Raw genomic sequence first — 20808 nt, forward strand, 5'->3', positions numbered from 1 at the left:
AACGCCGCGCTATTTAATTATCCGCGAAAGCTCGTAAAGAGATGGATCTATCGCTCGTTTATCCCCTTCCAACCTTGATAACGGAAACCTCCTAATCACGTTTCCGGATAGTCCGACATAAATTCCGTCTTCACCTTCTTCCGCCGCGACGACCGCCTCGTATCCAAGTCTGCTTGCAAGTACGCGATCGAATGCGGTGGGTGAGCCGCCGCGCTGCACATGGCCCAAAACGGTTACGCGCATGTCCACAGGAACCTTTAAATGCTTATCCAACTCGTTTTTGACGTCTCTGCCCCGCGCGAATCCTTCGGCCACTACTATGATCACGTACGTCCCCCAGTTTTCCAGCCTGTGTTCCACTTCGCGCGCAATCACGTCGTAGTCTACAGGCATTTCGGGGATCAGAATGATGTCGGCTCCGCCGGCTATCCCGCTGGACAGCGCCAACCAGCCCGAGCCGCGCCCCATCGTTTCCACTATAAACGCCCTGTGGTGGCTCGCCGCGGTGTCACGCAGCCTTGTAAGCGAATCCACAACCGTGTTGCACGCGGTGTCGAATCCAATTGTCGTATCCAATTCCGGCACATCGTTGTCGATTGTTTTCGGGATGCCAATCAGCCTGACTCCCAGCCGCGAAAGCGCGAGCGCTCCCTTGAGACTGCCGTCCCCGCCAATAACGATTAGGCAATCCAATTCCCAGGCTTTTATAGATTCGTAAGCTTTTTGACGGCCTTCTTCCGTTTCAAATTCCTCGCTGCGCGCGCTGCCCAGCACCGTTCCGCCACGCTGCAAGATATCCGCAACGTCAAGGTAAGACACCACCTTTGCGTCACCGTCGATGAGGCCCTTATAGCCCCATTTGAACGCGACAAGCTTATGACCTTTGGACAATCCAACGCGCGCAACAGAACGATACGCAGCGTTCATGCCAGGGCAATCGCCGCCGCTCGTAAGAACTCCGATGTTCATCTGCCCCTCCCTGAGGCTAAAAACTGATTTTAGCACCGCCTGAATTCAATCTGCTAAAATTCGCCGCTTTTTGCATGTGCCTAGGTTAATGAAGGGTTCGGCAAAGGTAAAAGGAGTTGTTATGAGATTCGGTGTGCTAACGGGAGGCGGCGATTCCCCGGCAATAAACGCCGCAACCAGGGCGATCACTTTGTCCGCTTTAGAGGAAGGGCACGATGTCGTCGGCATCCGGGACGGCTGGCGGGGCGCGGTCGAGAACAAAACCTTCAAGCTTACTTCAACCGCCGTTTCAGGAATAATAAACTTGAGCGGGACGATTCTGGGCACTTCGCGCACGAATCCATTCAAGATGGACAAAGGGCCGGACAAAGTTTTGGCAACATTCAAAAAGCACGGAATCGATTACTTGATCGCAATCGGCGGAGACGACACGCTGGGCGTCGCCCACAAGCTTGCAAAACACGGGGTAAAGGCCATCGGTATCCCGCAAACAATTGACAACGATTTAGGCGAAACCGATTACGCGATCGGATTCGACACCTCGCTTAATTTCGTGATGGATGCGCTGGACAGGCTGCGCAGCACGGCCGCCAGCCACAGCAGGATTATTGTCGCGGAGGTTATGGGACGCGACGCGGGATGGCTTGCTCTGCTCGGCGGCCTTGCCGGCGGCGCGGACATCATTCTGATCCCGGAGCGTCCCTTCAACATGGATCGCGTTTGCGCGTCGCTTAGGGAGGCGCACAAGAAAGGCAAGAGGTTTGCTATTGTTGCTGTTGCGGAAGGCGCGTTACCCGAAGGCGGCCATGATCAGGTATCCAAGACCGCGGAAATCGATGCATTCGGTCACATAATTTTGGGTGGCATCGGCGAATGGGTTGCCGGCGAAATTAAGAAGCGCACGGAATACGAAGTGCGAAGCATCGTTCTCGGCCATATGCAGCGCGGCGGCACCCCAACCGCATTCGACCGAAATTTGGCTACCCGTTACGGTGCAGCCGCGGTAATCGGCTGTCTTGAAGGCAATACAGACACGATGGTTGCCCTGAAAGGACACAAGATTGTCTATGTACCCCTCGAAAAGGCGCTCAGGAAAAACCGAGTTGTGGACATAAAAACTCTGCGCGAGACCGAGTTTTTCCTGCGCGTATCAATGCGCGACCATCTGGCCTTTTAGTATTGACGCCGGCTGCATTCACGTTTTCGGCAGATGGTTTAGAACTTGGAGCCCATGAATTTCATCAAATCAACGCAACGCGCCGAGTAACCCCACTCGTTGTCGTACCACGACAACACTTTGACGAATCGCGGGCCCGAAAATTTCGTATACTTCGGATCGAAGATGGACGAATGCGGATCCTGCTTGAAGTCCATCGAAACGCACTCGTCCTCGCAATAGGCCAGTATTCCCTTCAACTCGCCTTCCGAGGCCGCCTTAACCGCGGCGTTAACCGCTTTGGAATCCGAATCCTTGCCAAGGATGGCGGTGAAGTCAACCAAGCTAACCGTTGGCGTGGGCACTCGCACGGCGAAACCGTCTATCTTGCCGGCCAAATGAGGCAGAACCAGTCCTATGGCTGCCGCGGCACCGGTCTTTGTCGGAATCATGTTCAATGCAGCAGCCCTTGCGCGCCGCCAGTCCTTGTGCGGAGCATCAAGAATGACCTGATCGTTCGTGTAGCTGTGAATCGTCGTCATCAACCCGCATTCGACGCCGAAATTGTCGTCCAGAACTTTGACAACAGGCGCAAGGCAGTTCGTAGTGCAACTTGCATTCGAAATGATTTTGTGCTTGGCGGGATCGAAATTCGAATGGTTGACTCCCATCAGGAATGTCTCGTCAACATTCGTCCCGGGCGCGCTAATCACGACGAACTTAGCCCCGGCATCGATGTGTTTTCTTGCAGTTTCCCCGTCCGTGAACCGTCCGGTAGATTCAAGAACGATGTCCACGTCGTACTTTGCCCACGGCAAAGCTGCCGGATCTTTTTCTTTAAACAAATGCACGGTGTAGCCGTTCGGGAACTCAAAAGTATCCTGCCCGACTTTAAACTGCCTGGTGAACCGGCCGTAATTCGAGTCGTACTTGAGCAAGTGCGCAAGCAAATCCTCGTCCACGAGGTCGTTGATGCCGACTACCTCGATTTCCGGCTCGTCCAGCGCAAGATGAAACACTTGTCTGCCGATACGGCCGAATCCGTTTATGCCAACCTTGATCGCCATTGTCCCCTCCGAGGATGGTGATTACCGGCGGCGGGCGCCGATAATGCGATTATACATCCTGTCTCACATCGTGCAAGCTTTGAATCACGCAAGCTTTGAAAGACTAAGGTGCTTTTTTAAAGCCGGCGGCGTCCTTTACCAATGATAAAATCAACTCCACCTCGCCGACTCCCAAGCCGAGCCTGGAGGCAATTTCGGCGTTCGACTTGCCCTTCCTGGTCATTTCGAGAGCTTTCAACGCCTTCTCTGCGTACTCGGCGCTTGGTCCATCGTCCAACTCCCCCGCAATATCGGCGGCTGCTGGATCAGCGGACTGCTCTTCCAAGCTTTTTAAACGTTCGCGCTGCGAATTTGTCAGCGTCGGATCGTTAAGCGTTGTCGGCGGCTTGGCTGATTCTTTATCCGCAGCAGTTCCGGCAAAGCCCGAAGCGGCGGAAAGTGCAGATGCCATTCCAGCAAGCTTGGCAGCCAGATGAACCGTTTCATTTAACTTCAATTCGATTTTACGCGCTTCAACTACTGTTGACTCGAACTTTTTAAGCCGTGCATCTATTTCGTCCAGTATTTCTCGGTGAATCCGCTCGGTTCTATCGCCCGGAAATATGCTCCCTTCTCTGAGCCAAAGTCCGATGATCGTAGCAAGCCCGGCGGTAATCAACACCAGGAGTACGATCAAAAAAGTAAAAGCTCCGCCGGCCATCAATGGGAATTATACATAACGAGCCGACAAACGGGTTTCCGCAAAACTAATATTCGCCTGTATCGAAAGGAACCTTTCTTGATTGCGTGATACACGCGCCTTCCAATTTTTCTCCGGGCCTGATTTTTGCTTCAGGGCCTATTATGCAGTCCAGCAGCTCCGCTCCTTCGCCAATTTCCGCATGCGGCATCACTATCGTGCGCTCAAGTTGCGCGTTCTCGCCAATCTTCACGCCGCGTGAGACGACCACCTGGCCATTCAGCTTTGCCTTGCCGGCAAGTACGGCGGTTTCTGCGATGTAAACATATCCCCGGAAAACGTGGAAGCCCTTATTTTCATAGCCCCCAAACGCGGGATCGTACATCTGATAATGATGCAGGACTTCAAAATGCGCCCGCCAGAAACTCGCGAGCGTGCCGATGTCGCGCCAGTAGCCGGAGTGAGGGAATCCTCCTATAGCGCGGCCGGCGCGGATAAGGGCCGGAAATGTTTCGCGCTCCAGACTTACTTTTTTCCCTTCCGGAATTTCGGCGACAAGCGCGGGGTCAATAATGTAATAGCCGGTGTTCACCCAGTGCTGCGATGCGTCCGAACCGTGCGGTTTCTCCAAAAAATCCTTGATCCGGTGTTCCTCGTCCATAATGATTAATCCGTATCGGGACGGGTCAGGGACGGAAAACGCCGCGATGGTAAGAACGTTCCCAGCGCGTCGGTGCCATTCAAACATCGCTTGCAAATTGATGTTGTTGAGAATATCACCATTGGCCACCTGTACCGAAGATCTCCCCTCGATGTATTGCAGGCAGTTACGAAGCGCGCCTCCCGTACCCAAAGGTTCCCGCTCCAAGCATACGTGCACATCGAAGCCAAAATTGCCGTTCGCGTTGAAAAGCTGGATTATCTCGTCCGCTCCATGGCCGAGCGCCAGCACGAGCCTTGTGATTCCCGCCTCTCTAAACTGCTCCAAAAGGTATGTGATTATTGGCTTGTCAAGAAACGGTAATGCAGGCTTTGGAATTGAGTCTGTCAATGGCGCCAATCTGGTTCCAAACCCGCCCAGCAAGACAACCGCCGTGTCAATCGCCCCTGTTGTCATTGCTTACCTATGTCACCGATATCCTTAAAGGAGGTGCGGCCGCAGCGCTTTCGGGATTGGCAATTTCGTAAACATTGCTCTGCGGTACTTCAGCCGATAATGGATACAGCGCTCTCATCCTAAACCGCACTACCACACGATCGCCCCGCAAGAGCCCAAAATGATAAAGCCTTAAAAAGCGCCCGGTCTCCTCCCACCGAGCGATTATTCCTGAATTCACAAGCGCGTCCAAGTCGGAGGCCAAAGGCTTGAAGCCGGGCGCGATACCCACCTGCATCACGATTGCACCCGACGAACCCGCCGCCAAATACTTTGCTTCAGCCTCGACGCGCAATGTATCTTTGACTGCCAGCTCGGTTCTGTCGTAACTGACCGAAAACTCGAACGGCTTGGCGACAGGGCTTTCACGCACCTCATTCCATGGCAGGTTGTAACGCACATCCAGTTGGTAAAACAGCCGGCCGAAATTGAAACCGGCAAGTGAAAAGGTAGTGGCACCTTTTCCGTTTAGCGCCTGGCTAAGGTCTATGAACTTTGCAACTCCGTTTGATTCTTTGGAAAATATCGCTTCCGCTATTTCAGTCACGCCGGATTTTAAAATTGCCGTTCCGTCCCCTTTGTAGCTTAGGAAATCCTCTCCAGCAACCAAAGCTTTCAAGGCCAATGCTGTTGCGCGTGCACTTCCCCAAGTTCCATCTTGTCCCTTTTGAGTTGCTAGCCATTCAATCGCACTCGCGGCATCGCCCGAACCGGTGTTACCGGATAGCAACGCCAGCACTGCCAGCGACGTACATTCGACATTAGCCGTTTTTCCTGTTGCAAATGTCAAAGTCGGGCCTGGAGTTTCCCAATAAAGTTTCTTGCGCTCATCGAGTTTCGCCATACCCTTCAGCCTGCCGCACAGAAAATCGATCTCGTCTTTATTTCCGCCCAAGGCTGAAAGTGCGTTTATTGCAACGGCAAGGGCATAAGGATTGTCGGTCTTTTTGGCGTCGGCCTTCAACTGGTTAACGGCATTTAACATTTCGCCGCGTTCCACGCCAGAAGCAGCCAGAGCCCACAAAACATAGGAATTGACCGCCAGCTCCATTCCTGGAACTGAATGCATTGCGTCATAGCGGCCCCCGGGTAACCTGAACAATCCTGAACCCGGCTCCGCTTGGGAACGAAGCCATCGCTGCGTCCGTTTCACAAGATTTGCATCTACAAAACCCACTTTTTCAATTTCAAGAAGATCGAGCAGCCCGAAAGAGGTGACCGTCAAATCCGCTTGGTCTTCCCCATAGAAGGAAAAACCTCCGCCTGAAGTTTCGAACGCCAGAATGCTTTGATATCCGATACTTAGATTTTCGCGCGCCCTTGATTCGACTTCGGGGGAAATCCGCCCGGCATTTTTAAGATAACTTAAAACAAGAACGCTGGGATAATATGCCGCCGAGGTTTCGATAAATCCTCCTTGGCCTGGCTGTTGCGCACTTTCGAAGCTTTCGGAAATGTGGCTTCCAGCGTCCTGATAGAGTTTCAACACGGCATTTACCGATCCGGCTATTGCCCCTTCCGGCACCTGCACCGTGAAATTGGACTCCTTATCTGTAAATATACCATTTGTAATCTTTACAACTTCCTTGCCGCCTGGAACCACCCTGACCGGGTATTCGATTGCGTCCGTACGCCCGCCTCCGGAATTGGCCGTGGCGCTTAATGCGAAATCGCCCACGCGCAACGCCTTAATTCGAAACTCGACATATACGGCGGATCCATTCGGTGCGGTAATTGCTGCCGAAGGGGAACCCGAAAGCGAAAACCAGTCCGCAGGCTGTAAAGATACGGACGCCGATTGATTTGCCCCGGTGAAATTGTAGACAGCAATTGGAACCGTAATTTCATCGCCTAAAGTCATTTCCGCCGGAATAAGCGCGTCAATAAAGAATCCGGTCTTGACAGGCAACATAATCTTGCTTGTGGCAATGTTGCCCCCGGCATCGCTTGCTATAGCCGAAAATTCCCACGTTGTCAGGCTGTCGGCCATCTCAAAGGTGCAGTCGGCCTGACCTGAATCATCCACTACCAGTTCGGGAATCCACACAAGCGTCTCCGGAAAATGCTTCCTTATGCGCGCAGGCTCGGATTTATGCTGCAAGGAGGCCGAAGCTGACGTTGCCGCCTTCTCGAACAGGGCTTCCCTGGGGGTGCCGCCCAAATCGCCGCCCGTTGCAACGGATTCAGTGGAAAAGGATTTTGCACCTTCAGGGAGTCCGGGTACTCCAAAAGAAAAAACTACAAGTCCCGCGATTCCGGCAGCCAAAATCGTTGTGGTTACTCTCAGCGGTTGCAGGCGGGACGCGGTGACAGGATTTTCGATATTGTTGCAAAGAAACGCTGCTGAAAGCACGAAGGGATTTGCATACAATAGCGCCAAAATCAATCCTTGGACAGGAATTGAAATTTCGCCTATTCCAACAAGCACGAACCATGCCGCGCTAACCGGATACGCCGCCGCCAGCAGCATAGCTTTAACTCGAAACAGGTCGATACGTTCTCCGATCAATTTTGCCGATATCACTGAAAACGCCAAACCAGCGGCGGAAATCGCGCACACTGCCATCCACCCGACGTATGCAAATGGCGGCAGCATCGAGACCATCCAAGGCGCAACCGACAGCCAAGCCAGCAACCGGTATTGCTTCCAGGCTTTTGGCGACACTACCGCCGCGCTAAAGCTGCCGTACTGAGCAACCGTGATTACGATCACTGCCAAGGAAAGTACCAACAAAATCGCAGGAAAGCCGATTTGCATCGAGCGCCTGGTTCTTTCCTTCAGCAGGTTGATTTGCTTCGATTCGATTTCCGACGAGCTTCTGGAGAGCTGATACCAGCTGCGTTCTTCCGGTGCAGCACGCGACGCAAGCGATCTACCGAGTATCTGATAGGCTCGCTCAAACTGCGACGCCGCAACTTCCCGATCGCTTGGTGTGGCAGAGGCAGAAGCGATTTGCATCACTTTCACCGGGTCCGGAATAGCTTCCATTAATCGCGCCATTCCGGCAGGCTCAATTTCCACCCTGGGATCCATCAATTCCTTTAGTAAATCGTAATAAAATTTAGGGTACAACGAACCTTCAATCCCTTTCGAAAGTGCCTTGCTGTCGACAGCCGAAATTCCGATTGCCCCCGCGGTCGGATTGCCTTTTGAATCAAAAAGTTTGATATTGACCTTTGCAGTTTCACCTGGCTCATAGCTTTCTTTGTCCGCCGAAAGCTCCACCGCAAGTTTGCTGGAATCTGCGACGACAAAAATTCGCTTGGAATCGAACAGGGCGACATCAGATTCCTCCGGACTCTGGGTTGGGGTGTAGGCCCGTATGTCTATTTCCCCGATCATCTGGGGGGTAATTTCGAAAGATGCCTGCGCGCGGTCCCCAATGGCCATAGTGCTTGTGGTCATAATGATTTGGCCGTCTCGCACCACGTCAACGTAAACCGGCGCTTCCGCGTATTGCTGGTTGTATTTCAGCTTAACGGCTCCCATTACAAGCAGATTCGCGGTGTCTCCAGGCTTGTAAACCGCTTTGTCGGTGTGCAGCGAATATCCGAGGCGGGAATCGTAAAGCGTGCTGGCGAAGAAGATCCCGTGCCACTGCCCTTCTTGATCCTGGAATGAAAACTTACAAGTAAGCCCATTGCCGTCGGAGTAAATTGCGGCGGTGTCAGCGCCCGATACCGTCCCGGAAAAAAGCCCCGGCGCAACGAGAAACACAGGACTATTAGGATTTGTCGGCGATTCAAGCCTGAAATTGGCAGGCGAAACCGGCTCGCCATCAACGGTCGTAAGCAATATGTACACGTAGTTGTCAACGCCGCGTTGCCAAATACCCCCTTCGGGAAAGATGTTGGCTATGTATTTGGATTTCGATACAAGCACGGAAGCGTATTCCGATGCCGTCTGTCCTGCTCCGTCACTGACGGTTACATCGGCCTGGAGTTCAGCGCGTTGCTCTTCGGGATTTCTAAGAAAAAACTTTTCGGGCACTCTAAATGAAAATGCAAGCTCTCCGGATGAATCCAACTGCCCTGAAACGCTTCCTGCGCTCACTTTTTCGAAATCAAAGTAACTGAATTCGACAGTTGCCCTGCCCGTTTTTACAGGTTCTCCGAAATAATAAGAAGCCTTGATTATTCCTGTAAGGACATCACCGGGCTTTATCCAATCCTGGTCAGGCAAAAACTCGATCCTGATATCGGGAACGCGGTAATTGTCAACGGTTACCGCGGCAGACTGAGAAGCGCCGTTTGACATAACTTTCAGCGTATATTCGCCAAGCGCAACATTATCCGCAAGGACAAAATCGGCGGCCGCGATTCCCCATTTGGAAGTCTTTTTTTGAATTCTGTACAACTTCGTTCCGTCTGGAGCCAGAATCTCGAAGATAACGGGAGCCTGTCCCGCAGCCTTTCCGGCTACCTTGTCAGAAACAAGCACCCGCATGTGAATCGTCTGGCCAGGCTTGTACCGCGGCTTGTCATGCGATAACACAAGGCCGTAGTTGCTTTGCACTTTTATTGGTGCCGAAACCAGGCTCCACTTGCCTTTGTGGTTGAGCATAACCCTTATTTCCGCATCATCCCCCACTTTCGATGGAACGACAAAGCTGCCGTCAAAAGTGCCGCGCTCCCCGGTTTTCCCATAATAAAGTACATCGGTGCCTTTCTTGGATACAAGCTCGATTTTGATCGGAGCGTTTTCCACGAAGCCCATCATCCGCCATGATTCCTTCACCAGAGCTTCGTAGGGAGGCTCGTAAATAACACGCTCCCTAGGCGTAAGTCTCGATTCAATTTCATCCACTTTTTCCTTGTACGGCTCCTCGCCTGAACCAGCGTTCGAACCGGGCGTTTTGGAGATAGGTTTTTCCCCGTCGTCAACTTTGACCTGTGGAGACTGCGAACCGAGCTTGAGGTAGGTCTTGCGAAATCGTGCGAGCTCCTTGTCTGATTTATGTTGATTACGCTCACGCGCGATCACTCTTAGCGAAGCCTGACTGCCCGCATAAATTTTCTCTCCTCCATAAACCTGTACAATCAGCGGCGAAGGTTTGGCAGCCAAACCGCCCCACCAAGACAAACCCAACACGACAATTGCGGCATAAACTGCACCAGCCCAAGCCATTCTAAACCGCGCCGCGCGTTTGCCGGACGCCCGCTTTTTTCTCTCCAACTGTATTCCTTCCTCCACCTCGCGCCTTAACGTACTCCATTCATCCGAAGTTGGGAATTCAGCGGGGCTGCGGGGTAGTTCGTCCAAAAAGGATTTGAGGTTCGAATACTTGCGCTTTTCATCGGAGTCTCTGTTTAAGAGCTCCTTAACCTCTTTCGCTTCCGGTTCGGCCAATTCGCCGAAATAGTAAAGAACAAGCCTATGATCGAATGAATCAATGTTCCTGGCAGGACGGCCGCTATTCATCGCTTCCCTCCGTAAAAGCAAATTTTCCGGGATATTCAAGACCTGCCAGAGCCCGATGCAAGTGGGACACCGCTTTGAACAGGTGCGCCTTTACAGTTCCTTCTGCCAATCCAAGCACCTTGGAAATCTCCGAGAGCTTTAGGCCGTTTTGAAGCCGAAGCACGAAGACCTTGCGCTGCTGAGATGGAAGGTTTTTTACCTCCTCGGCAAATCTTTTTTCCGCGATATCCTTTGAATAAGTCTCTTCCGGATTCAGGCCTTTGCTGGCGATCGGAATCTCGTATGGGGAATCAAGGAAAACATCCCGGGTTTCGAGCGGTTTCGTCATAAGCCGGCGCCCCTCCTTGCGGACGTGGCTTCGGAGCTTATTGGTCGCGATCGTATAAAGCCAGGTGCTGAACTTCGCCCGCGGCTGCCAGCGATCAAGCGCCGAGTATGCGGCAATGAAGGTTTCCTGCAATAAGTCGAGAGATGCTTCTTTGTCGGCCGTTGTTCTGTAAAGATACGCGTAGATTTGAGAGCGGTACCGCTCGAACAAGTCATCGAAACAGCTTTCGTCGCCATCTTGAAACATTTCGACGAGCTTCTCATCTGAATGCACGCCTTACCTCGAAATCACCCGCCGGACCAAACCGCCGGGACGGTTATTTAAACAACCTGGGAACGCCATAGTTTACCGCGCACCTCCAAATAGCCAAACACCGCCCCTATTGCATACTTCCGTCTTGTGATATATTAATTTCCGCCACAAGGAGGCTCCAAATGATCGGTTTCATCGAGCTGGTGATAATGGTATTTGCCTTGGCGATTTCGTTCGCCGTTTACCTGATTCACAAGTCGGTTCGAGAGAAAGAAACGGGGCTCTTGCTCCTAGCATTGGTCCTGTTTGTCGCCTGCACATTCCTGACAACCAAAGTGATTCTGGATACGGCAAACGAAGCTTCGGCCGCTCCGCCGGAAACATTCATCGAAAGCGTCAAGGAAACGTTAACCGAGTAAAGCCATTTCCCAATCGGAAATCGGTCGGTTTTCGACGCCAGCGCCCGTAGGCGTTCATACTACTGCAAATCGCAGGTGGCGCGCCCAGCAGGCGGTGCCTATCTTGGCGTTACTTCGACGCTTTCCTCGCCTTCGCCGCCGCGTAGGCCGACGGCCTGCTCCCATGTGATCACAATGTTCCGTCCAACGCGCTTCGCTTCATAAAGCGCCTCGTCGGCGTTGCGAATAAGCTGAATTTGAATTTGTGTCAAGTCCGTGTGATCGTCATCGGATTTGCCTGCAAGCTCCTGAATGTTCTCATTGTCAAATCCGGAAAGCCCGATGCTTATGGTCAGATTGATCGCCTGAGTGTGCTCATCGTCTATGTAAAACTTTTCCCTGGCGACTCTGTGTCTAAGGTTTTCCGCCATGTCCCTTGCAGCGGCTATGGGGCTTCCCTTCAGGATAATGGCAAACTCCTCCCCTCCATACCTTGCCACCACGTCATCCTTGCGGAAGTAACTCCGAAATAGGTCGGACAACCCGCGCAAAACCCTGTTGCCGGCCTGATGGCCGTATGTATCGTTTATCTTCTTGAAATAATCGATGTCGATCATCATGAACGACAACTTGCCCGTTTCCGGCCTATTTTGCTCAAGCGCTTCCCTGAATTTGTTCTGTAGCGCACGGTAATTTGTAAGCCCGGTCAAATTGTCGGTGACGCTCTCTTCTTTGACAATGCGGTAGTGCTTGGAATTGGTGATGGCGACGCTAATCAGGTATGCGATGGACTCCAGAAACTTCTGGTCCTTTCGCGTAAAGTTGTCCGTCGTCGCGCTGTCAAGACTAATAACGCCAATGGCCGCGCCTCTGTAAACCAGCGGCACGCACAACAAGCTGGCTGGAATGGTCTTGGACGAAGAAAACTCCACAAATCTGTGATCGCGGCTTACATCCCCCACGCAAACCGGAGTCCGGTTTTGGAACACCCAACCGGCAATACCCTTGCCGGGTTCGATTTTGAATGAACCTTCCTCATCGTAAAACACGCCGTTTGCGATACGAAGCCGCAGTACTTTGGCATCCTCGTCGTACAGGAATAAGCTGAAGTTCTTGAATATGAAGCTGTTTTTAAGAGCAAGAATCGTATTGGTAAAAAGCGCTTCCCACTCCAGGCTGGACGAGATAATTTCGTTTATCTGAAGTAGAGTGGTTATTTCCTTGTTGCGCTGCTTGAGTTCTTCATTGGCGATTTCGGTGGACAGAGTCGTGTCCAGAAGCTCGACGGTGATCCGATCCAGTGTGTCGATCATGCTTTCATGCTGTTGAATTACTTTCCACCCGAAATAGCCGGCGCAAATAAGCACCCAAAGTGCGGCGATAAGCTGGCTCGTTAACGCTATATTTCCTGTTTCAAATTTAAAGAACGGCCATCCGGTCGTGGCGATAATCGCCAGTGTTATCACTCCGGCGTACATTCCCAGTCTGGCCCAGATTCTAAGCGCAAGGCCCTGGTAAAACATCAGGGCTATATAAGCCCCCAAAAAAACGAGGTGAAACGTCGGAAAAGTAAGGTTGAGGTAAAAAACGTATAAAAGGTCGAAACCGAAGACGGCCGCACTTAGCTTGGGAGCGTACCTCTCGTCGAAAATGATCGCGGCCCAGAACACGACCGTAATCACCAGATAAGTAATGGTCAATGGACTGAAAAGATTCGCCAGTAAGGAACTGCGAAAAAAAGGCGCCTCAAGCTCACTCGACGAGGAGATGAGGAAGGAAAACAATCCCCATCCCCCAAGAATCGTTAGTAGCTTGATGAGCGCAAAATGATCGCGCAGGTTCCTGATGGTATCCGACCTCATCCTTATGATTATACCGTCGCTACCGGAAATTCAGAGAAACCGCGGGCAATTTGGAAAAATATCCGGGCCGTTATCCTTCCTTTTCCTGCGCAGCCGATTTGCGACTTGGCTCAAAAGAAGTTTGACAGCTTTCCCCGCTTGTGAAAGAATCTACCCGGCGTGGCTTTCCGCACGCCACTTCCATCCCCGGAGGGGTGAATGAAAAACAGCGAGTTGTTCAAGTCCTGGGGAACCTTCCACAAGGGCATGGACGCAAGCGGAATTGAAAAGTCCTTCGCCAGCCATCTGGAATATTCGCTTTCGAAGGACCAATACACCGCCACCGTCCGCGACCTATATCACGCGCTTGCGCTCACCTGCCGCGATAGGCTCATAGAGCGGTGGATACGAACCCAGCAGACACACTATAAAGCCGATGTCAAGCGGATTTACTATCTTTCCGCCGAATACTTGATTGGAAGGCTTCTCGTCAACAACCTGATCAATTTGGGAATGTACGAGGAAACCGTCCAAGCGATGAAGGAATTGTCCATAGACATCGACCGCCTGGTAGAGGAAGAGCCCGACGCCGGCCTCGGCAACGGCGGCCTCGGTCGGCTGGCAGCCTGCTTTATGGACTCGCTCGCCACTCTTGAACTTCCTGCCATCGGCTACGGCATTCGATATGAGTTTGGAATCTTTGAGCAGTTTATCCGGGGACTTGCCCAAGTGGAGGCGCCCGATTCCTGGCTCAAGTTCGGCAATCCCTGGGAGATTGCCCGCCCGGAGCGCCACTACGTAGTCCGATTCTACGGCTACACTAAGCAGACCGTCCTGCCCGACGGCCGGCTCACGACAGAGTGGCTCGACACCGACGACGTAATCGGCATAGCCTACGATACGCCGGTTGACGGCTACGACAACAACACCGTGAACACGTTGCGACTCTGGAGCGCCCGCGCATCGAAGGAATTCGACCTGCAATACTTCCAGCACGGCGACTACCTGAAAGCCGTTGAAGAGAAGAACTACTCCGAAAACATCTCCAAGGTGCTTTATCCCAACGACAACATTTTCGAAGGCCGTGAGCTGCGCCTCAAGCAACAATATTTCTTCACATCCTGCTCGATTCAGGACATTATTCGTCGCTATCTTGTGAACCACACAGACTTTAGCGAGTTTCCGGACAAGGTTGCCATACAGCTTAACGACACCCATCCCTCTCTGGCCATACCGGAGCTAATGCGCATTTTCCTAGATGACTACGGCATGCGCTGGGAGGACTCATGGGATATAACAACCCAGGTTTTCGCCTACACTAACCACACGCTCTTGTCCGAGGCACTTGAACGCTGGCCCGTTTCGATGTTTGAGACTATCCTCCCGCGCCACCTTCAGATAATTTACGAAATCAACCGCAGATTTATGCGTGACGTCTCCCTTGTCCATCCCGGCGACTACGACTTGCAACGCCGCACCTCGCTCATCGAAGAAGCACCCGAAAAGAAGGTGCGGATGGCGCATTTGGCCATCGTCGGCAGCCATTCCGTCAATGGGGTCTCAAAGCTTCACACCGACCTGCTCACAAACAAGGAGCTTGCCGACTTCAACCTGCTTTTCCCCGGCCGGTTCAACAACAAGACGAACGGCGTCACTCCCCGTCGCTGGCTGCTTGCGGCAAATCCTGAGCTTTCCTCCATAATCTCCCGGCGCATAGGTACGGGGTGGATTAAGAACTTCAACGAGATTGGCAAGCTGGAATCGTTCGCCGACGATTCTGATTTCGCTGCGGAATTCGTGAGCGCCAAACATGTCGCCAAAATGCGCCTAGCCAGCGTCGCGCACGATTTAACCGGCTTTGCAGTTGACCCCGACTCCATCTTTGATGTCCAGGTCAAGCGCATCCACGAGTACAAGCGGCAACTTCTCAATATCCTCCACGTGGTATCACTTTGGCTGAGGATGAAGGACTCGCCGGCCCGCGGCTGGCAGCCACGGACGTTTATCTTCGGCGGAAAGGCAGCGCCCGCCTACATAATGGCCAAGCTCATCATCCGGCTCATCTGCCATGTCGGAGAAATGCTCAACCGCGACCCGGCCACATCCCGGTTCCTCAAGGTCATCTTCCTCCCCAATTACCGAGTCTCGCTGGCCGAAAAGATATTCCCAGCCTCAGACGTCTCGGAGCAGATTTCGACCGCCGGATACGAAGCCAGCGGCACCGGCAACATGAAATTCGCGCTAAACGGGGCCGTTACTCTCGGTACGCTCGACGGGGCCAACATTGAAATCAAGGAAGAAGTCGGCGACGAAAACATTTTCATTTTCGGGATGACCGCCGCGCAGGTGGAAGAGCTTCGCAGCCACTACGATCCCTGGCACACGTATACCGAAAACGAGCTGCTGCGCCGCACGCTGGATCTAATACGTTCCGGCTTCTTCAATCCGGAAGAGCCTGAATTGTTCCATCCGCTCGTGGACTCTCTCCTGACTCAGGATTCGTATTTCGTCCTTGCCGATTTCCAGAGTTACTTGGAGGCACATGAGCAAGTCGAGGCCGCGTACGCCGACCACAAACGCTGGAACAAAATGGCGATACTCAACGTTGCCCGAAGCGGAAAGTTTTCGAGCGACCGGACGATCCTTGAATACAACAGGGATATTTGGAAGGCCGCCCCTTGCGAAATTTGCCGGGAAGACATCGCGTTGGAAGCAGGATGTTGAGACGGCACGGCCATCTTTTTAATAAAATGGCCTCGGTAATGCGGAAACTGGCCATGGTTTGCAGCAAAACCTATTGACTATTGGCCGGCAAAGATATATTATCTCGAGTTTGGTCTCCGTTTGGAGGTTTTCATGCGGTTCGCCTTTTTCCTTCCATATCTCAGAATTGATGACAGCGGCTTTACGCTGGACGAGTTCTTCAGGAACCTGGCCAATGCGGTCAAAATCGCTTCGCCGGATAACTATCCATATCCGCTTTACGCCCATTCCCACGGCGGCCCGGGAGATGGCGCTGGCAACGGCCGCTCCGGGACTCCTTTTAACCGCAGCGACGAATACCATATGCTTTTCGAAAACTACCTCCACAGGTATAAGGTCTTGCCTGAGGAAAGGTACCTTGTGGCTTTGTACAAGCACATTTATGCCGATTTGGATACTGCGTACAATTACCCCAAGACTCTCAAGAACCGGTCATTCAAAGATTACCTGTTTACGTACGGGGAATTCAGCGCGCTAAAGGATTGCCTGGACTTGGTTGCCTGGTATTTCGCGGGGGAAACAACAAACTCATTGGATGCGGCATCGGGGCTGATTTTATTGGATGAGCTGTTCTTCCAAAAGCCCTTGGACAGATTTCCCAAGGATTTGCTGGGAATTTGCGACAAATATCGTTCCTCTATGCTTGCAAGGCCTGTATACAGTTTCGAGATGGAGGTGGAAAACCGGTACCGGCGGGACAGGTTGCATTGCGTTCTGATGGACGAAAACCGGCCGCTTCAATCATCCAATTCATTTTTCGTTCACTTCTCCGCCAAGGATGAAACCTCCGAAATCGCGCATATCGAAACGATTTTATCGGATGAGGAATTGAGACGCTTGGGCCCGGATCCCGAAGACTGGTCGGAAATCGATGCCGCTCTGCGCCGCGATTTCGACAACCGATTCACTTATTCCAGAGTGGAAGTAAGTCTTACCTGATTAATATGCGTCAATTAACAAGTAATGGAGTAGCAACGATTTCAAAGCGATGCAGCTTTGATATGTCTTGCCCGTTCCGCGGAATCCGATTGCTATATAAAATGGAGGGCCTGCCTTGAACGACTTAATCGTTGTAAGCGGCCCCTCCGGAGTGGGCAAAGGAACATTAATAAGCGGCTTGCTAAAGGCGGATCCAACATCAAGGGTTACCGTTTCCGACACTACGCGCCAAATTCGGCAAGGAGAGGAAAACGGAAAGGACTATAATTTCATCACGTCCGAAGAGTTCAAAGCCAGAATTGACGCGGGATACTATGTCGAATGGGAGCACTTTTACGATACCTATTACGGCACTCCCAAAAACCAGATTGAATCGGCAAAACCGGGCGAAAAAGTGCTTCTTGAACTGGATCCGAAGGGAGCACTTTCCATCAAACGTGCGTATCCCGACGCCGCTCTTGTCTTCGTGCTGCCGGCGACGATGGGGCAGCTTGCGGAGCGGCTCCGAGCGAGGGGAACGGAAAACTCCAGGCAGCTTCAGCTCCGCGCTGCGCGGGTTGCCGAAGAAATGGCGCTGATTGACCACTTTGATTATGCCGTAGTAAACGACGATATTACAAAGGCAACCGCGGATTTTTGCGAGCTCGTGAGCTCGCTTCGCTTTCGAATGCAATCCAATCGCAACCTTGTTGCGAAACTTTTACTCGAGGCAAAGGAACTAAGCAATGATTTACACTAAGAGAAAGAGAATAACCAGCCTGACGCAGCCATCGCTCGAAAAGCTTTTGGCCAAAGTGCCGAGCAAGTACGAGCTCGTTTTGCTTGCAAGCAAGCGCGCCAGGCAAATCAAACGGGAAGTGGATCTTCGTCCGGAAAAAGCAAAGGAGTACGAATTCAACAAGCCGCTCACGACCGCGCTTTTTGAAATCGCGCAAGGCAGAATAACCGCCGAAGACCTAAAATACGTTGACCTGTTCGAGGATGTGGACGAGGGTCGCGAGCCGAGGATTCCCGCGGAGGAATTATCCAAGCGCTTTTTCGATGCGGACGAGACCGGCGAAATTGAAATTTCCGACGACGATTACGAAATGGACGATATGGATGAGCCGGACGACCTGTCCGAGCTTGCAGAGGAGTAGCGGTTGTACGATCGCCCGCGTTCATTGCTATTGGGAGTATCCGGCGGAATCGCCGCCTATAAGGCGTGCGATATCGCCAGGCACTTCGTCAAGCTAGGGGTTTCCGTCCAAGTTGTAATGACGGAAAACGCCACCAAGTTCATTGGGCCGACCACCTTCGAGGCGCTTACCGACCGCCCCGTTTTCGTTGAATTGTTTAAAAGCAAGGATCTGATCGGTCAGGAAGGGACGTTTAGGCACATTGACTTGGGCAAGGGTTTCGACGCGTTTTTGATCGCTCCGGCCACTGCCAACGTTATTGCGAAGTTTGCCGCGGGCATCGCTGACGATCTTTTATCCTCGACTTACCTCTGTTCCGATTGCCCCGTCCTGGTCGCTCCCGCCATGAATACACGAATGTGGCTACACCCCGCAACCAAGCGCAATGTCGAAATCCTGCAGGGAGACGGAGTCGAATTCGTAATGCCGGAAACAGGAGAGTTGGCTTGCGGGGAATTTGGCGCAGGGCGGCTTGCGCCCGTTTGTGAAATAGAGGCCGCGACGGAGCGCATCCTGGGCCGCGGAGGTTCTTGGAGCGGTATAAAAGCATTGGTAACAACCGGCCCGACGAGGGAAGCGATAGATCCGGTTAGGTTTGTCTCCAACAATTCGACAGGCCATTTCGGCAGGCTGGTGGCAAGGCAGCTCATTCACTCCGGCGCTGAAGTCACATTGATCGAAGGAAATACGGTGGAAGCTGCATTTGCACTTGATTGCCCTCGAATTTCCGTCCGGTCGGCGGAAGAGATGTGTCGTGCGGTTTTGGACGCGGCAAACAATTCGGATATCGTATTTATGATGGCCGCGGTTGCCGATTTTACGCCCGCTTTCCCTTCCGCGCGCAAAATCAAGAAAGACGACTTGGCCGAGCTAAAAGTTGAGATGAAACGCACTGTTGACATATTAAGTGAACTTGGCGGCTTGAAAAAGCGTCCCCCACTGGTCGGCGTGAGCGCCGAAACCGTGGATATCGTGGCCAATTCGGAAAGAAAACTCAAGGAAAAGCGGCTCGACGCAATCCTGGCAGTCGACGTCGGAATTGGGCCATTCGGTGAAGCGCCGCTTAGCGGAGCATTAATTTTGGCCGACGGTTTGAAATCCAATTTCGGCCCTTCCCCTAAGGAAGAAATAGCCAAATTGCTTGTCGATTCCGTGCGCGGCAAAGTTTTTAGGAATTCAGAAAACAACCGCCCCGGAGGGCAAGATGAATAACCCGAAGTACACACTAGCAAACAGGAGAAAGCGCATGATGCGGAATTTATCGTTTTGGGGAGTCGCAGCGGTGTTTCTCGCCGCGGGACTCGTGGCAGGAGCGTTTTTCGGCAAAAGCGGCGCGCTTGCCGCAAATAACACGGTCATCCTCTCTCAGGGCGGTCACGATTACACGCTCGAAGATTACAGCTTGTTCCTATTCATCCAATCGTCGAGCATGTTTGAGAAGTTTGTCGAGGACGTGATCGTTAGGGCCGAGGCGGAAAAAAGGAATATAACGGTCAGCGATCAGGAAATCGAAGACTTCATAAAAGAAAATATGATCGATGCGGACGGCCGGAACAGGTACGTCCAATATCAGGAAGTATTCGCCCAGGATGTGATTCGCCGCCAGATCACTATGCAAATCCTTGAGGAAAAGCTGGTAAAGCTGTTGCGCGAAAACATCATCAAGGAACAGAAAATCACCGTAACCGAAGCGGAGGCCAAGGATTATTTCCTTAAAAACATAGACAAGTTCCATAAGCCGGAGCGCGTGGAAGTCAGCCTGCTTTCGACAAAGTCGCGCGAGAAGTGCGAGGAAGCGATCAAGAAACTAAAAGATGGCGCAGATTTCAACGATCTCGTGGCGGAGATGGGTGAAATCCCCGAACTAAAGCAACAGGGCGGATATCTTGGGGTAATGAGCTTCCGCGACCTGGACTCCATAAACTCCGTTCTTGCGGATACCGCATTCAACAAAACCAAGGAAGGCGGTTACAGCGAGATAATCCGCGGCGAAAACCATTTCCACATCGTTTTCGTCCACAAGAAATATCCGGCCCAAAATCCTACATTTGAAGACGTCAAAAATGATTTGATGGCGCAGATGCTTGAAGCGAAGCTGGCAAAGCCGATGTCCGCGGCCTACAACGCGATAATCGAGCGCGGTTTCGAGACGGTTTCACCAAAGGTAAAGCTTCTCGAACCAAAGAAACCGGAAAACGTCGAAGTGCCCTCTTCCAGCGAATAGCGGGCGGCAGCTTGCGGAGAAAGGCAATTGGAAGCTTCTAACCTGCGAAAGAACTACGAAGTGGATGTGGAACTTCTCATCCCTTCCGGCGGCGGTCGCACATACAGTTATTTTTGCCCGTTTCGGGACGAGCCGCCTTCCAAAGGCGAAGTCGTCGTGGTTCCTTTCCGAAACAAGCCTACGCCGGCATTGGTGTTGGCGTCCCGGCAACCGCTCCCTTTGTTGGAAAGACGCAGGCTTAGGCCGTTGCTGGGCATAGAGCGTACTGACGCTGTAATCAAAAAGCTTGGACGCATCGCAATTTCGATTGCAACCGCAAATTTGAAAAATTTCCGCGACGCGGCTTCCATGCTTTTGCCCGCGCCTCCCGAACGCGAAATCTCGGTGTTTTTTTTTGCGCGTCCGGCCCGGATGAACTTAAGCTGCGCCTTGGTAG

The 20808-nt window shown here is 52.4% G+C and carries 16 protein-coding genes; 9 read left to right on the forward strand and 7 right to left on the reverse strand.

Annotation, left to right across the window (positions count from 1 at the left end; genetic code table 11):
• Positions 1–9 precede the first annotated feature (9 nt).
• A complete protein-coding gene (locus HRF49_07095; GenBank protein ID MEP0814415.1) occupies positions 10–969 on the reverse strand; it encodes a 6-phosphofructokinase in 960 nt (319 codons plus the stop codon).
• A 121-nt stretch (positions 970–1090) separates the two neighbouring features.
• Between HRF49_07095 and HRF49_07100 the strand changes: the two genes are divergently transcribed.
• A complete protein-coding gene (locus tag HRF49_07100) occupies positions 1091–2146 on the forward strand; it encodes a 6-phosphofructokinase (protein ID MEP0814416.1) in 1056 nt (351 codons plus the stop codon).
• A gap of 38 nt (positions 2147–2184) precedes the next feature.
• Here HRF49_07100 and gap read toward each other — a convergent pair whose 3' ends face one another.
• From gap to HRF49_07125, 5 genes are all read right to left on the reverse strand, one after another.
• The gene (gap, locus tag HRF49_07105) at positions 2185–3192 is read right to left on the reverse strand and encodes a type I glyceraldehyde-3-phosphate dehydrogenase (protein MEP0814417.1); all 1008 of its coding nucleotides are present in this window, start codon (positions 3190–3192) and stop codon (positions 2185–2187) included.
• A 103-nt stretch (positions 3193–3295) separates the two neighbouring features.
• The gene (locus HRF49_07110) at positions 3296–3868 is read right to left on the reverse strand and encodes a hypothetical protein (GenBank protein MEP0814418.1); all 573 of its coding nucleotides are present in this window, start codon (positions 3866–3868) and stop codon (positions 3296–3298) included.
• A 70-nt stretch (positions 3869–3938) separates the two neighbouring features.
• Positions 3939–4931 carry an NDP-sugar synthase gene (locus tag HRF49_07115; protein MEP0814419.1) on the reverse strand — a complete coding sequence of 331 codons (993 nt, stop codon included), beginning with the start codon at positions 4929–4931 and terminating at the stop codon, positions 3939–3941.
• Positions 4932–4995: 64 nt separating this feature from the next.
• A complete protein-coding gene (locus tag HRF49_07120) occupies positions 4996–10449 on the reverse strand; it encodes a hypothetical protein (GenBank protein MEP0814420.1) in 5454 nt (1817 codons plus the stop codon).
• Positions 10442–11050 carry an RNA polymerase sigma factor gene (locus HRF49_07125; GenBank protein MEP0814421.1) on the reverse strand — a complete coding sequence of 203 codons (609 nt, stop codon included), beginning with the start codon at positions 11048–11050 and terminating at the stop codon, positions 10442–10444. Before HRF49_07125 ends, HRF49_07120 begins: the two co-directional genes overlap by 8 nt.
• Before the next feature lie 161 nt (positions 11051–11211).
• On the opposite strand from HRF49_07125, the gene HRF49_07130 reads away from it, so the two are divergent.
• Positions 11212–11448: a hypothetical protein gene (locus tag HRF49_07130; protein MEP0814422.1), complete on the forward strand. Its 237-nt coding sequence runs from the start codon at positions 11212–11214 to the stop codon at positions 11446–11448.
• Positions 11449–11546: 98 nt separating this feature from the next.
• Here HRF49_07130 and HRF49_07135 read toward each other — a convergent pair whose 3' ends face one another.
• The gene (locus HRF49_07135) at positions 11547–13127 is read right to left on the reverse strand and encodes a diguanylate cyclase (protein MEP0814423.1); all 1581 of its coding nucleotides are present in this window, start codon (positions 13125–13127) and stop codon (positions 11547–11549) included.
• Positions 13128–13487: 360 nt separating this feature from the next.
• On the opposite strand from HRF49_07135, the gene HRF49_07140 reads away from it, so the two are divergent.
• The 7 genes from HRF49_07140 to HRF49_07170 form a co-directional block, all read left to right on the forward strand.
• Positions 13488–15992 carry a glycogen/starch/alpha-glucan phosphorylase gene (locus tag HRF49_07140; GenBank protein ID MEP0814424.1) on the forward strand — a complete coding sequence of 835 codons (2505 nt, stop codon included), beginning with the start codon at positions 13488–13490 and terminating at the stop codon, positions 15990–15992.
• Positions 15993–16124: 132 nt separating this feature from the next.
• Positions 16125–16970, forward strand: coding sequence for a hypothetical protein (locus HRF49_07145; GenBank protein MEP0814425.1), 846 nt, complete (start codon positions 16125–16127; stop codon positions 16968–16970).
• Positions 16971–17085: 115 nt separating this feature from the next.
• Positions 17086–17709, forward strand: coding sequence for a guanylate kinase (gene gmk / locus HRF49_07150; GenBank protein MEP0814426.1), 624 nt, complete (start codon positions 17086–17088; stop codon positions 17707–17709).
• Between the two features lie 19 nt (positions 17710–17728).
• Positions 17729–18109: a DNA-directed RNA polymerase subunit omega gene (gene rpoZ / locus HRF49_07155; GenBank protein ID MEP0814427.1), complete on the forward strand. Its 381-nt coding sequence runs from the start codon at positions 17729–17731 to the stop codon at positions 18107–18109.
• Positions 18110–18112: 3 nt separating this feature from the next.
• Entirely contained in the window at positions 18113–19360 is a 1248-nt protein-coding gene (gene coaBC, locus HRF49_07160; GenBank protein MEP0814428.1) for a bifunctional phosphopantothenoylcysteine decarboxylase/phosphopantothenate--cysteine ligase CoaBC, read from the forward strand.
• 34 nt (positions 19361–19394) lie between these two features.
• Positions 19395–20372, forward strand: coding sequence for a peptidyl-prolyl cis-trans isomerase (locus HRF49_07165; GenBank protein MEP0814429.1), 978 nt, complete (start codon positions 19395–19397; stop codon positions 20370–20372).
• A gap of 27 nt (positions 20373–20399) precedes the next feature.
• On the forward strand, positions 20400–20808 hold a 409-nt coding region (locus HRF49_07170; protein MEP0814430.1), incomplete at its 3' end, for a hypothetical protein.

Source organism: bacterium (assembly GCA_039961635.1).
Classification (GTDB): Bacteria; 4484-113; 4484-113; order JAGGVC01; family JAGGVC01; genus JABRWB01.

What these genes read in the sequence shown, in the direction of transcription:
- gap (MEP0814417.1), bottom strand. Translation starts at nt 3,192, where the DNA reads ATGGCGATCAAGGTTGGCATAAACGGATTCGGCCGTATCGGCAGACAA.
- HRF49_07130 (MEP0814422.1), top strand. Translation starts at nt 11,212, where the DNA reads ATGATCGGTTTCATCGAGCTGGTGATAATGGTATTTGCCTTGGCGATT.
- HRF49_07095 (MEP0814415.1), bottom strand. Translation starts at nt 969, where the DNA reads ATGAACATCGGAGTTCTTACGAGCGGCGGCGATTGCCCTGGCATGAAC.
- HRF49_07140 (MEP0814424.1), top strand. Translation starts at nt 13,488, where the DNA reads ATGAAAAACAGCGAGTTGTTCAAGTCCTGGGGAACCTTCCACAAGGGC.
- HRF49_07145 (MEP0814425.1), top strand. Translation starts at nt 16,125, where the DNA reads ATGCGGTTCGCCTTTTTCCTTCCATATCTCAGAATTGATGACAGCGGC.
- HRF49_07120 (MEP0814420.1), bottom strand. Translation starts at nt 10,449, where the DNA reads ATGAATAGCGGCCGTCCTGCCAGGAACATTGATTCATTCGATCATAGG.
- HRF49_07165 (MEP0814429.1), top strand. Translation starts at nt 19,395, where the DNA reads ATGATGCGGAATTTATCGTTTTGGGGAGTCGCAGCGGTGTTTCTCGCC.
- HRF49_07100 (MEP0814416.1), top strand. Translation starts at nt 1,091, where the DNA reads ATGAGATTCGGTGTGCTAACGGGAGGCGGCGATTCCCCGGCAATAAAC.